Source organism: Larkinella humicola (assembly GCF_008727875.1).
GTDB classification, from domain to species: Bacteria; Bacteroidota; Bacteroidia; order Cytophagales; family Spirosomataceae; genus Larkinella; species Larkinella humicola.
Genome location: NZ_VTWS01000001.1, coordinates 724,666 through 738,954, shown reverse-complemented (window position 1 = coordinate 738,954; position 14,289 = coordinate 724,666). Strand labels below are relative to the sequence as shown.

Genomic DNA, 14,289 nt, shown 5'->3' with positions numbered 1-14,289 from the left:
AGAATTATGAGTGAAGAATTAAGAGTTAAAAGGATGAATGCGCATCCTTAAACCAAGATAGCACTTATAATTCATAACTCTTCACTCATAACTCTTAATTGGTATACACCTTATATTCCCACGGTTTGAGTGCGAACGTCAGGGAGTTGCGCAGTTCGGCGGGCTGGCGGCTGAACACCTCGGTATAAACGCCCTCAAAACCGTCGCCGTTCAGCCGAATGGTTTGGGGCGTAGGGCTGAGGTTGACGATGACGATGACCCGGTCGTTTTCCTGCTGGCGGTAAAAAGCGTACACTTTGTCGTCTTTCTCCGTCGGAATTTTGATGAGGGAACCACCGGCCAGGCCGTTCCAGAGAGCGCGGTTGCGGTGTTTCAGCGTCAACAGGGTTTTGTAGAAATCCGTTTTGCTGTAATTGCCCCAGTAAATCGGGTCTTTTTCATAGAATTTCAGTCGTTTATTCAGGTTGGACTCCATTCCGTTATACACCAGCGGCATGCCATCGAAGGTGAACGCCAGTACCGTGAAGGCATCGACGCCATTGCCAAATAGTTCGGTTGGGGTGCCGACCCAGGCATTTTCGTCGTGATTCTGCGTAAACTGCATCTGATAATACCCACGCGGAAACCGTTCCTTATTGTGGGCCAGCAGCGAATCGAGGGCAGAAGCCGGGCGTTTGCCTTTCGCAATCAACTTCATAAGCTGGTAGGTACTCCAGCTATAATTCATGTTAAAACATTCCTTGAAATGCTCGGGCTTGTCTTCCCACTCGGCCAGCATAAAGACGGTTTTGATGCTGTCGAGTTTGGGGCGGACTTCGCTCCAGAAATCATCCGGGACATAGCCGGCGACTTCGCAACGGTAGCCGTCGATGTCGCATTCGCGCACCCAAAACTGCATGGCGTCCATCATGGCGCTCCGGAGTTCCGGGTTCTTGTAGTTGAGGTCGAACACGTCGGGTCGATCGGTCACCTTGCCCTGGTCGTCAATCGGCGGACTCATCTTGCCGTTGATTTGAGTATACCAGTCGGGGTGCTGTTTCACCCAGGTGTGCGCGCGGCCGGTGTGATTAGGCACCCAGTCAATGATCACGTGCATGCCCAGGTCGTGGGCCTGTTTGACGAGGGCCTTGAAATCGGCCAGCGTGCCATAGTCGGGATTGACGGCCTTGTAATCTTCTACGGCATACGGATTGCCGGGCAGGGTGCGCTGGTTTTCCTTGCTGATGGGGTGAATGGGCATGAACCAGAGAATATCGACACCCAGTTCTTTCAGGCGCGTGAGTTGCGTTTCAACGGCTTTGAACGTGCCTTCCGGTGAAAATTGCCGGATATTGATCTCATATATGGTCGCGTTTTTGGCCCAATCCACGGTAGGAATTCGACTTTGTACCACGCTCGAATCATTGACATTGGTCGGATCGTTCCCGGTGGTTGGTGTTTGCTTGCAGGACAGAACCGAGAACAACAGCAAACTTCCCAACAGTAAACCACAAAATATTTTCGTATACATGCCTGATTAAAAAGGTCGTGTAAATTGACTAAGCTTCCGTTTATACCGGCCGGGCGGTTTGGCCGAAGTGTTTCAGCGTATGAATCGCTTCAGTGGGGTCGTCGGCCCGAAAAACGGAACTGCCGGCCACCAGCACATCGGCACCAGCCTCTACCAAAGCCGCCACATTATCATTCCCTACTCCACCATCTACCTCGATAAACGCAGTTTGACCCGAAGCCGCCAGGAGCCTGCGCAGTTTCCGGATTTTCTGCAAGGTATGGGGAATAAATGATTGTCCGCCAAATCCCGGATTGACCGACATCAGCAGAATCAGATCAATTTCATCAAGCACATCTGCCAGCAACTCCACCGGCGAGTGCGGATTCAGCGCAACGCCCGCCCGGCAGCCGGTTTCCCGGATTTGGGTTAGCGTCCGGTGCAGGTGTGTACAGGCTTCAAGGTGAACGGTAATCGTGCCGGGTCGGTCGGGATGGGCAGCCCCCGCCCGGGCAAACGCATCGATATACCGTTCGGGTTGCACAATCATCAGGTGAACGTCTAACGGTTTGGTAGCGTGGCGGTTAACGGCTTCGCAGACGGGAATGCCAAACGAAATATTGGGTACAAAAACGCCATCCATCACGTCCACGTGAATCCAATCAGCCTCACTGCGGTTGAGAATTTCAACGTCGCGTTGCAGGTTTGCAAAATCAGCAGCCAGGATAGATGGGGCAATCAAAGGTGGAATCATGAAGGCGTTTTTAGTGAAATAATGTTTCCGAATTGCAAAAGTTGACACCAAAATTAATTCTTTTGTTTGAACAATTCGAACCGGATGCCCGAGTCCGTACAGGATTTAGTAAGATTGCAGTCTAATTCGATTTTACTGACGCTGTGAAAACCCGGTGCAATTTTAGTTTAAAAATAGAATGAATCCTCAGGAACGAATCGCTGAACTTACTGATCGGCTTAATCAGTATAACTTCCAGTACTACCAAAACAGTATTTCAGAGGTCGATGATTTTACCTTTGACCAACTGCTGGAGGAACTAACGGCCCTGGAACGGCAACACCCCGAGTTCAGCCGTCCCGACTCTCCGACGCACCGCGTGGGCGGCACCATCAGCAAGGAATTTGCCACGGTTTTTCACCGGTTTCCGATGCTGTCGCTGGGCAATACCTACTCGGAAGCGGAGTTGACGGAGTTCGATGTCCGGGTGCAAAAAGGGCTCAACGGAGCGGCTTACGACTACATCTGCGAACTGAAATTCGACGGCGTTGCCCTGAGCCTGGCCTACGAAAACGGGATTCTGGTGCGGGGCGTTACCCGGGGCGACGGCGTCCGGGGGGATGACATTACCGCCAATGTCCGTACCATTCGTACGCTACCCCTGAAAATAAATGGTTCCAACGTGCCGCCTTTGTTTGAAGTCCGGGGCGAAGGCTTCTTGCCACTCGCTGAATTTGAGCGCATTAACCGCGAACGCGAAGACATTGGCGAACCGTTGCTGGCCAATCCGCGCAATGCGGCTTCCGGCACCTTCAAGCAGCAGGACTCCGGGGCGGTGGCCAAACGGCGGCTGGATTGTTATCTCTACTCGTTTTTGTCGGACCCGGAAGTGTTTGAAACCCACGAAGAAAGTCTGGTGGTCATGAAGCAATGGGGCTTTAATGTGTCGCCCACCTGGCGGAAATGCGGTTCAATTCAGGAAGTGATGGCGTTCATCGCCGAGTGGGAAACCCGGCGGTTCGAACTGCCGCTGGCGACGGATGGCATTGTCATCAAAATCAATCGCTACGACCAGCAGCGCGAACTCGGCTTCACGGCCAAGAGTCCGCGCTGGGCCATTGCCTTCAAATACAAGGCGATGGCGGCCACAACGGTGCTCAACAGCGTCTCATACCAGGTTGGTCGGACAGGGGCGGTGACGCCGGTGGCCAATCTGAAACCGGTTTTGCTGGCCGGAACGGTCGTTAAACGCGCGTCGCTGCACAATTCCAACGAAATTCAGCGGCTGGGCGTGATGCTGAACGATGTGGTTTTTATCGAAAAAGGCGGAGAAATTATTCCCAAAATAACCGGTGTCGACCTCAGTCAGCGAACCGAGGCCAGTTTGCCCATCGTCTATCCGGCGGTTTGCCCGGCCTGCGAAACGCCTTTGGTGCGAAAAGAAGGCGAGGCTCACTTTTACTGCCCGAACGAGAAAGCGTGCCCTCCGCAGTTGCAAGCCCGTTTCGAACATTTTATTCAACGGAGGGCCATGAACATTGAAAGCCTGGGCGAAGGCAAGATCGAAATGCTGATCGACCGGGGGCTGGTGCGTAGCCCGGCTGATTTGTACGAGCTGACGGTGGAGAAACTGCTGGGTTTGGAGAAGGCATTTGTGGATTTGGAAACCGGTAAAAAGCGGGTCGTCAGTTTGCGGGAAAAATCCGTCGAAAACATCCTGACGGCCATCGAACGCTCGAAAGCCCAGCCCTTTTCGAATGTGCTGTTTGCCATCGGCATCCGGTATGTTGGCAACACGACGGCCGAAAAACTCGCGGATTATTTCGGCAACATCGACGCGCTCCGGGCGGCTTCCCACGAGGCCTTGCTGGGCGTTCCGGAAGTAGGCGATCGGATTGCCCAGAGCGTGGTGGCCTGGTTTGCCGACTCCGAAAACCAGGTGTTCATCGAGCGGTTGCGGCTGGCGGGTTTGCAAATGGAAACCGACCGCGTGGCGGTGGAGAAAAAAGGGGAGACGCTAGTCGGCAAGACTTTTTTGTATACCGGCACGTTCGCCAATTTCAGTCGCGAAGAACTCGAAAACGAAATTGAAGCCCACGGTGGAAAGCTGTTGAGCGGGGTTTCCAAGAAATTGAATTACCTGATTGTCGGCGAAAATCCGGGGCCGTCGAAAGTGGAGAAAGCCACCAGAATGGCGGTTCCGATGATTGGAGAGGACGAGTTTCTGGCGATGTTGAGCAGTTAGGTCAACAGAAATACGGTTTCATACTGAAAAACCGTACCTTTGTCCCAATTTCCGATTTGCATATTCCTTCTAATCCAGTACGAAATACATGAATGCTCGTTTCCACGGCGTTGGGGTCGCCATTGTTACCCCGTTTAACGACGACCTGACCATCGATTTCGATGGTTTTGGCCGGGTCGTTCAGCACATTACCGACGGAGGTGTCGATTACATTGTGCTGCAAGGTACCACGGGTGAATCGCCGACGGTGACGAAATCGGAAAAGAAACAGCTACTTCAGTATCTTAAGGAAAATAACCCGAAAAAATTGCCGATCGTCTACGGCATTGGCGGCAATGCCACGCCGGAAGTCATTGAAACCATCAAAGATACCGATTTCGAAGGCATCGACGCCATTTTGTCGGTGTGTCCGTATTACAACAAACCGGGCCGACGCGGGGTGATCGAACACTTTACGCGCATCGCCGACGCCAGCCCGGTGCCGGTTATTCTCTACAACATTCCGCCCCGGACCGGCATCAACATGACCGCCGAAACCGTGTGCACCCTGGCCGAACACCCGAACATCATCGGCGTAAAAGAAGCCTCGTGCATCATCGAACAGTGCATGGAAATTGTCCGCGACAAACCGGAGGACTTCCTGTTGATTTCGGGCGACGATGTGCAGGGCGTTCCCATCATCAGCATCGGGGGCGTTGGTGTGATGTCGGTAGTTGCCAATGCGTTACCGGCCAAGTTTACGAACATGATCCACGCGGCCCTGCAAGGTGATTTTGCGTTTGCCCGCACCGAACTCGGCCATTTCCTGCGCATCGATCCGCTGTTGTATGAAGAAGGAAACCCGGTGGGAATCAAGAAAATTCTGGAAATTCTCGGTCTGATTTCTTCCACGGTGCGTCTGCCGCTTTACACGGCATCGGACGATCTGGGCGACCGGATGCGGGAGGTTTTGCAACGCGATAAACTGGTGGAACTGGTGGCCTAAACCGTTCCGTCGAGAAAATACAGGGACTGAAAAGCAACCGGAACGCTATCCGGTTGCTTTTTTTCGGTATTGATCAATCGGTTTGAAGGGGCCGTATTTGTGTTGCTGTTCGGAAAAAGGGTCGGCAAAGGGGCCAAACGGGTGATCGACGGGTTTTCCTTCGATTCGGGGCCAGTCTTTCCGGAATTCCTTCAAGGGTCTGGGTTGTGAATTGATGTAAGCGGCTAAATCCCAGGCTTCTTCATCCGTGAGCTGCGGTTTGTCCCAGGTGGCTCCCAGTGGCATGTTGGCTTTGATATACCCCGCAAAGCGGGAAAGGCGGTACAAACCTGCTCCGGTGTTGTAGCTGTTTTTACCCCAAAGGGGCGGATAGACGAAACCTGAACCACCGGTACTGCGTTTTCCGCGACCGGTGAGACCGTGGCAGACGACGCATTTTTGCCGGAAAACCAGTTCCCCTTTCTCGGGATCAGCCGCGCGCTCCAGAAACGGCAGGGGCCAGATTCCCGACCCTTTCGGGCTTTCCCCTTTGGATACTGACTGTCCGACAAACTGGATGTAGGCCACCATCGCCCGCATTTCCCGACTGGCCGTGTCGGGAGGAAAACCGTTCAAGCTGCGTTCGAAGCAATCGCTAATTCGTTTCACCACCGTCTCCAGGCTTCCGGAGCGTTCGCGAAACCGGGGGTAAGTAGCTGCCACGGCTCCAAAGTTATTGCCCCAGGGCTTGGTTCCGGCATCCAAATGGCAATTCTGACAATTCATCCCGTTGGAGAGTGGGATTACCTTGCCTTTCGGACCCAGATAATAGGCCGTATTGGCAATTAATTCCCGCCCATACCGGACCAGTTGCGCATCCGGTTGTTGGGTGATTTCGGCAGGGTTCGGGGCTTTCCAGGGAATTTGATGGTACGAGCGTTGCCGTTGAGCAACGGTTTTGGCCGAAACCGGCGAAGGAGCAATCAGGATTTCGTGACTGAGAATAAACACGCACAGGGCAACTAAAAACCAGCCAAAAGTCCGCCGGAGCCAGTAGCCGGAAATAGACTTCGCATAGTGGGAACCAACCAGAATTCCGACGACTGAAAACGCGGTGAAGGCCGTTAAAAACGGCCAGTTGATTGAAATGACTGGCAGATCACCCCAAAAACTGACCAGAGATTTGATGGTGATGATCAATAACGACGTTCCGATCGCTTTTTTCATCGGCAGACGAACCAGCAAAACCAGGGCAGGAATAATCAGGAAACCGCCCCCGATGCCGACCACCCCGGTCACTGCGCCGATAAAAAAACCGGCTAAAGCGACGAGGGAATCGTGAAATCGAACAGAAGGCGTTGCGACGGTTGTTTCTGTGTGCCGGTCCCTTAGCATAGAAATGGAAGCGACGAGCATGAGCAGCGCAAAAAAAACCATGATGAGGCTGTCTTTGCTCAGCAGGTAGGTCTCGGTTAGCCACCAACGATCGGGTATTCTGGCCAGTAGAAAGTTGCGGACGAGAAAGATGGACAAGAGCGATGGAAGTGAAAAAATGAAAGCTACCCGGTAATTGATTTCGTCTTTCTGAATGGAGTGAATCGAGCCAATGAGCGAAGTGATTCCCACCACGAACAGCGAATAGGCCGTAGAAACTACGGGGTTGATTCCCAGCAGATAGACCAGCACCGGGAGGGTCAGCATACTCCCCCCGCCCCCCAGAAGGCCGAGACTGATGCCAATTAACAGCGAACAAAAAAAGCCAAGAACCTGCATGAGCGTCATACCAGGTTGGTGATGCATGACCTGGAAAAAAGACTGGCAGAACCGGAACGTCTACCAGCCTTCTTTTTTATCCCGCAAAAATGTAGGCACAGTTTTTCTCCTGGGCCCTTCCCAACGCCCACACACCGGAAGGGACCGGTTGAATACCCGGCAATAAACCCGCCATCCAGTCTTTTTTTACATCTTCCGCTTTCAGATTCATGCCCTGCGCCACGGCGGCTGAGTAAACGCCAATGGCCGCACTGCACACGCAAAACATGACCCCGCTCGCCTGTAATTCATTGATACCGATGGCCACTTCGCCAATCCCCGGAAATTTATACGCACCCGGTTTGGGTTTCCAGAACGGGTTGCGCGTTGAAGCGGTTTTGGTGGCCGGATCGTCGGCCTTGAAGAGTTCTCCGAATTTATACTTCTCCCACAGCCGGTCTTCGAAGGCATAGGGAATCGCGTCGTGTCGCAAAACCACCACCACACTATTTTCTTTTTCCGGTGTGCCCGTCGCTGCGTTGGTGAGCAGAAATACGCGGGGCCATGCAAAAGGAAACAATTCGTGGGGACGGGGTACATCAAAAACTACCCGGTGTTTTCCTTTGATCCCTTCAAACCAGGCGTTGGTATCATCCAGGTTGAGGGGTCGATCGGCAAGGGCAGCTTGCGCAGGTAGCAACGTGGCCACACTGAGGGCGGCCGCACCGGCGGTGAGTGAACCTAAAAATTCACGACGCCGGGTTGAGTGACGGGTTTTGGAAGATTTCATAATTCGAGGATGGTAGTTTGGACGTGAAATGTTTCCGGCGTCGGCCTGCAGGCTTTCCCGGGAAGGCAACTGAATGTAAGAGAAGAAGGTGACGTATTGTACTTTTACTTTACTATTCGGTCGAAGTTCTGATTTAACGGTTGGTGTGTACGTTGTTGTCTAACGTTATGATAATCAGATCATTGAAACCTATGAGAAAGCCGGTGAGCTGGAAAATGAAGGGCTGGAATGTGGCATTGGGCAAAAGAATCCGGTACGGCGGCAAGGGTATAAAAAAGCAGCTACTGGTTTGACGGTAGCTGCTATACGAATAAGGGGCCATTGACAAACTAATCGCTCCGGCCACCGCCGAACACTTTTCTAAAGAGCCAGATGGCCACGAATAACACGAGAATAAATCCTATGCCATAAACCCAAAGACCAGCTTTGAAAATATCGCCGACCAGTTCGCAACTGGTCATCCCGACCAGCAGAAAAAGAGAGATCGCCAGTGTAGACAGAAAATGAGTGAAATTACGCATGGTTTGTGGGGTTAATGTTCAGCTAATCAACTCCCGATTTTAAGTATTTGTTTACAGAAAGTAGACTACACATTCCACCAATAGGTGAGCTTCAGCACCAGCGCGCGGCTTTTGACCGAAAGGGAGCCCGGCAAATAGTTGTCGGTATACACCAGAAAGATGTCGGAAGCAGGTTGGTAGCGCCACTGGAACCGGGCGTTCAGATTCACGTTCCGGGCCTGTTCGTTGTACTGCATGAACGTCGTGAAAAAGACCCGGTTCGTCATCGTCAGGTCGATGCGGGGGCCAACCAGCCAAAATTTGGTCGAGGAGTTCGTTTCGGGCAACCGGATGTCGTTGTAATTGGCACTCAGCGCCAAACTCACGTAGGGCTGAAACCGATAGCCCAGATCGGTAGACAGAAACAAGCGGGTTCCGTTGGCGTAATACCCGCCATATCGACCCGAAAAAGCATAGGTAAACACACTCTGCGGTTTGGAAATGTAATCGACGCCAACAGCATTCCAGCGGTGTTCGGTTCCGCGTGCCAGCGTGTCGCGACCGGTGTTGGTGGGGTCGAACGGTTGCAAAAGCCGGACAAAATCACGCCCAGCCCAGACCGCGAACACACTCTTGGTTCGAAACGTTGTGAGGTACATCGCCACGGTTTCATTATCCGTCTTTCGGAACGATTCGTTGTAAACGTAGTAGGAGGTAATCTGCGGACCATGACTCAACACTTTTCCGCCTTTCGGAAACATCAGGTAACTGACCGTGGGATTGGCTTTGATGTACCCCCGTCGCGGGACGTACCCGACTTCGGCCGTGTAGTTATTGCCGACGTATTCATGCTGCCAGCCAACGATCCACTTGCGGGTACTGTACAGCAGGTTGGCGGCATGAACGTGGTTCCGCTTTCCGCCCGTTTGGGGATCGAACGACTTCATAAACAGGACCTTGCCCGTCCAGGCATTGTTGGATGAGGCTAGATTGTATTCCAGTCCGATGTTCCGGTTGTATCTGGAATAGGCCGGTTTTCCGGCTTCGGGCTCGTAGTTAAGCGATTCCTTGTTGATGAAAATGGCGCCGATGTTGGAGCGCGAGAAAATCCGCCGTTGCAGTGCGACGACCGCAAAATTCTGGGCGGGCAAGCCGGTTTCAGCCACTTTCCCGGTCTGCATATCCATCAAACCAATGCGCCAGTCCTTGTTGAGTTTGCCGCTCAGCCGCGCTCCGAAGCGAATGGGCACGCCCAGACCGATCCGACGGGAAAAAAACGGGCGAATGTTGGCGTAGCCGAAGTTGGTGAACAGGTCGCCGTTTTCCAGAAAAAACTGCCTTCGCTCCGGGAAAAACAACTCAAACCGGTCGAGGTTCGTCACCTGACGGTCGACGTCGACCTGGGAAAAATCCGGATTGACGGTCAAATCCAGATTCAGCGACGAAGTTACGGCCACTTTGGCATCCAGACCGACATCACCCCGGTAGGAAGACGGTTTTTGGTTGGCGTAGTCGCGCGTCAACCCGCCGAGGGCGTAGGGGATCAGCGAAATGTTGGAGCCAACCTGCGGAGGAGCCTGATCCCAGACGATGGTGCCGGTGTAGGCCAGCGAAGCCGTCGGAAACTGCCGCGGAACCGGCGCCCAGCTCGACTTTTCGGTGGTTCGTAAATCCTGGCGGCTGAAATTGATTCCCCAACGGGTAATGCCTTTTTTGTACCGGATGGTTTTGAACGGAATGGCGGCTTCGAACACATAGCGGTCGTCGTAATTTTTTACTTCCGAATACCACTTGTTATCCCAGCTCAGGTTGGCTTTTCCACCTTCATACAACAAACCGTCCCACTGCGCCCCAACGGCATTGGCCCCGAATGTAAAACCGTTGGTCTGGTCGTCGAAGGGGTCCATGAAGAAAATGAAATTGTCATTTTTGCCAAATTCCCAATCACGGCGGAGCGACTGGACAAACGGTCGGTTTTGCCGAACTGAAGCGGTGGGATCGTAATAACAAACCGCGATGATGTACAGATTTTGCTGATCGTACGTCATTTTGACGTCCGTCCGAAGGCGGGCAAAACTGGTGTCCATCGGCAGAACCATGTAAAAATTGGTCGCTGTATCGGCTTCGAGCCAGCCCGGCTCGTCCATCACCCCATCGATTCGGACGGGCGAGGTCGTCTGTCGAATGTGGTATTGATAGGTTTCGTTTTTCTTTTGGGCATAAAGGGAAGTACAAAAAATCAGGCAGGGAAGGAACAACCGGAAAAATCTCACAAATGCTCGCAATTTTAGTGGTTTTCAAAAGTAAACAGACAAAGATACGGCAAGTCATGGCGGGATGATTAAAATCGTATTTGTATTTTTTGTGGACTGAATTCCTGCCATTTCTACGCGTCAGCCGGGAGTGACATCAGGTTGATCTCTGCCATCAACTGCCGGATTTGATGCTTTTCCGGGTCAGCATAATGGGGCAAGTGTGAGTCTTTAACGTTTTGATAAGCAGAGAGTTATACAAAGAACTAGTAAGTCTGTCAGGGTAAATAGCCGGTGCTTTCAGGCTGATTTCTGTTTTTTTTAATCCCGGCAAGTTGCACACTTGTCGGGATTTTTTGTCTGGTAAAGTAGTAGCTTACCTTTTTTTTCATATGTTTAGATCTGTCATTAGTATTATTTTATTATTTATTCATATTTTGCAATGTCTTATAAATCCTGTCCCCTTATCGCTCAATTGAATGAAATTTACGCTACGGATTTCCCGATCTCCAGTCCCCGTTTTTAAGACGTATTTCCCGATTCTTACAACGGTTAACACCGCCTGATTGTACCTCTTTTCGTTCAGTATCTGATCCGGACATTTGATGCCCGGGGCAGCGTTTTATTTTACCCATTCCAAACCCTCTAATCCCTTTTTTATGAAGAAAAATTTCCAGTTTTCCTTGTCCTTTTGTCTGTTGCTTGCCTGGGGATTGCACATACCCGGTGCTTTGGCGCAGTGGACCACCGCCAGTATAAGCCAGAGTCGCAACAAGCTGGCCGGTACGAGTGCCGGTGGCAAAGCCTTTTTTGGGGGCGGTTTTGAAGGCCTGACGGCTACCAACCGGGTCGACATCTATACCCTGGGTACGGATTCCTGGTCGCAGGCCGATTTGAGCGAAAGCCGGGGTGACCTGACCGCAACCGCTTCACCGGATTCCGTATTTTTTGCCGGCGGAGGTAGTTTAGACCAGAAGGGTTTTTCCAAACGCGTAGACATCTACAGCGTTGCCAATGCTACGTGGTCCCAGACCAATCTCTCGGTGAGTCGTTCCTTACTGGCATCGGCCCAGGCAGGACGAAAAGTCCTTTTTGCCGGCGGTATTCACCTGGAAGGTAGTTTTATTAAACTCCTTACAACGGTTAAAACCGTCGATATTTACGATTTAATTGATAAAAACTGGACGACTGGCGAATTATCGGAAGCCCGCTCCAGTCTGGCTGGGGTTGCGGCCAATGGCAAGATCTATTTTGCCGGAGGGTACAAAAGTCTGGTGGGCGGTTTTTCAAAAAAGGTGGATATTTATGATGTTGCTACCAGCACCTGGTCGACAGCGAGTGACTTATCGGAAGCCCGGGGTGGTCTAGCTGCCGTGGTTGCCGGGGGTAAGATTTTTTTTGCGGGCGGTGTTAAAGGTTTATTAGATTACTCCGACCGGGTAGATATCTATGACCTCGCTACCAGTACCTGGTCGCAGGCTACCTTATCCAGTAAACGAACCAATCTGACCGCAACTACCGTGGGTGACAAGGTCTTTTTTGCCGGCGGTGAAAATCTTTCGGGGAGCTCGACCGTCGTCGATGTTTACGATATGACTTTAGACACTTGGACAACGGACAATCTTACCAAGAAGCGGAAAGATCTGGCATCAGCCAGTGTCGGAAATAAAGCGCTTTTTGCCGGAGGCTTTGTTGGCGTTTTGGACGGGGGATCAACGGTTCTGGTCGACATTTACACGGCAACAGCCGTTGATCAGCAACCATCCCCCGGTTCGTCTACGGTTTGCCAGGGCAGCACCGTTACCACGACCATCACGGCGTTGGGTGATAACCTGACCTATCAATGGTACAAAGGATCGGCCAGCACCTCGGCTGCCGTCGTGACGGATCAAACCTCGGCTACCCTAACGTTGACGAATGTGCAGACTACCGATTCGGATTCTTACTATTGCCGGGTTAGCGGTGACGGTGGAGTCGCCTGGTCGGAAGCCTTCGCCCTGACGGTTCTTTCGCTGCCTCCGACTCCCACCGTGGCTTTCTCGGGCCAGAGCAATGTGACGGTTTTTCAGAATACCCCTTTTACGAAGCTTTCTATCACCGGTTGTGAGGCCGGGTCGGTATCGTGGACAGGGCCGGGTGGCAGCAGTGGTTCCGGCACCAGTATTTCAGTACCGACCTCCGCAACGGCGACCCTGGTTTATTCGGCAACCTGCACCATTGGCAGTTGCACAAGCTTGCCAGGAAGCGCCACGGTTGTCGTGGCGCCAGGTACCGCAGTTGGTAGTTTCGACGGCTTTATCTACGGTGCCGATTGCAGCACGTTCCGGGGCTGGGCCTGGGATCGTAACAAGGTCAACACCGCCGTTTCAGTTGAAATTCTGGATGGGCCAAACGTTATTGCTACCATTCAGGCGGATGTTTTCCGGCAGGATTTGCTGAACGCGGGCAAAGGAAACGGGAAGCATGCCTTTCTGTTTGCCATCCCGGAATCGATTAAAGACAACCAGTCGCACCTACTGTCGGCCCGGGTGACCAACAGCAGCTTTATTCTGAAAGATTCGCCAAAAGCTCTGATTTGCCAGGGCAGCGGGGCCAATCCGGGCAACGAACTGCCCAAACCACCGACTCCGACGGTCATGATCGCCCCCCTGGCCGCCCAGGTGGGTGTACCGTTTTCGGCCACACTGGTCGCCTTTACCGATCCGGAAGGAACGACGCTTTCGTACGGGTTGACGGGACTTCCCAGCGGTTTATCCCTGGATATGTCCACCCGCATCATCACCGGAATTCCAACGGTGGACGGAACCTTTGTGTTAACGTATCAGGCCACGGATGAGGGTGGAGCCAGCAACAGTGTGAGCTTTCCGCTGACGGTTAGCCCGGCTTCTTCCGGTGGTGTTACCGGCGATTTTGAAGGCTATCTGGACAAAGTGGAATGCGGCACGATTCGCGGCTGGGTCTGGGATCGCAAGAAGCCCAATGCCCCGGTGACGGTCGAATTCTATACCATCAGCACAAGTACGGTGTGGGGCAGCACGGTGGCCAACATTTACCGGGTCGATTTGAAGAATGCCGGGAAGGGCAACGGGTCACATGCCTACAGTTTTGTGGTGCCGGAAACCCTGAAAGGCATCGGTCCAACCGTAATTCACGCCCGGGTGCAGGGCAGCACCTACATTCTGAAGGATTCCGGCAAAACCCTGAATTGTCCTTCCCCGGGTCGGCTTTCGGCTGAACGGACCGAAGGTATTCAGGTGACTGTGCTGGGCAATCCGGTGAACGATCGGGTAGAGGTGGAAGTTCGCGGAGCCGAAGGCCAGCCGCTGCGGTTTTCTCTGACGGACGTTCAGGGCCGGGTCATTGGTGAGCGCCAGATTCAAAAAGCGGCTCTCAATGATAGACAAAGCTTCGGTATTTCCGGTGTTCCGGCAGGTCTGCTGTTTCTGAACGTGAGCAGCAACGGCCAGAGTCAGACGCTGAAGCTGGTTAAAAGGTAGATCAGACTAGAGAGAAAAGACAAGAGAGTAAAGACAAACCGGTTTTTTGAAAACACGGCTAATCTTT

At 52.6% G+C, this 14,289-nt stretch carries 9 protein-coding genes; 3 read left to right on the top strand and 6 right to left on the bottom strand.

The genetic code is table 11. The features are described 5' to 3' along the window. Positions 1–94: 94 nt before the first annotated feature. Both F0P93_RS03155 and rpe read right to left on the bottom strand, forming a co-directional pair. Entirely contained in the window at positions 95–1,510 is a 1,416-nt protein-coding gene (locus tag F0P93_RS03155) for an alpha-amylase family glycosyl hydrolase (protein ID WP_150874897.1), read from the bottom strand. A 40-nt stretch (positions 1,511–1,550) separates the two neighbouring features. Continuing rightward, the gene (gene rpe, locus F0P93_RS03150; RefSeq protein ID WP_150874896.1) at positions 1,551–2,243 is read right to left on the bottom strand and encodes a ribulose-phosphate 3-epimerase; all 693 of its coding nucleotides are present in this window, start codon (positions 2,241–2,243) and stop codon (positions 1,551–1,553) included. Positions 2,244–2,421: 178 nt separating this feature from the next. Here rpe and ligA point away from each other — a divergent pair, with 178 nt between their 5' ends. After that, on the top strand, positions 2,422–4,467 hold the full coding sequence (gene ligA / locus F0P93_RS03145) for an NAD-dependent DNA ligase LigA (protein ID WP_150874895.1): 2,046 nt from the start codon (positions 2,422–2,424) through the stop codon (positions 4,465–4,467). A gap of 88 nt (positions 4,468–4,555) precedes the next feature. After that, a complete protein-coding gene (dapA, locus tag F0P93_RS03140; RefSeq protein WP_150874894.1) occupies positions 4,556–5,452 on the top strand; it encodes a 4-hydroxy-tetrahydrodipicolinate synthase in 897 nt (298 codons plus the stop codon). A gap of 45 nt (positions 5,453–5,497) precedes the next feature. Here the strand turns inward: dapA and F0P93_RS31950 are convergent, their stop codons facing one another. From F0P93_RS31950 to F0P93_RS03120, 4 genes are all read right to left on the bottom strand, one after another. Then, complete coding sequence (locus F0P93_RS31950; RefSeq protein ID WP_310587977.1) at positions 5,498–7,231, bottom strand: TSUP family transporter; 1,734 nt, start codon at positions 7,229–7,231, stop codon at positions 5,498–5,500. 49 nt (positions 7,232–7,280) lie between these two features. Then, entirely contained in the window at positions 7,281–7,973 is a 693-nt protein-coding gene (locus F0P93_RS03130) for a hypothetical protein (protein WP_150874893.1), read from the bottom strand. Positions 7,974–8,302: 329 nt separating this feature from the next. Next, complete coding sequence (locus F0P93_RS03125; protein WP_150874892.1) at positions 8,303–8,494, bottom strand: hypothetical protein; 192 nt, start codon at positions 8,492–8,494, stop codon at positions 8,303–8,305. 65 nt (positions 8,495–8,559) lie between these two features. Next, positions 8,560–10,758 (bottom strand): carbohydrate binding family 9 domain-containing protein, encoded by a 2,199-nt coding sequence (locus F0P93_RS03120; RefSeq protein WP_150874891.1) that lies wholly within the window; start codon positions 10,756–10,758, stop codon positions 8,560–8,562. Positions 10,759–11,384: 626 nt separating this feature from the next. On the opposite strand from F0P93_RS03120, the gene F0P93_RS03115 reads away from it, so the two are divergent. Beyond that, the gene (locus F0P93_RS03115) at positions 11,385–14,222 is read left to right on the top strand and encodes a Kelch repeat-containing protein (RefSeq protein WP_191908715.1); all 2,838 of its coding nucleotides are present in this window, start codon (positions 11,385–11,387) and stop codon (positions 14,220–14,222) included. The last annotated feature ends 67 nt before the right edge of the window (positions 14,223–14,289 follow it).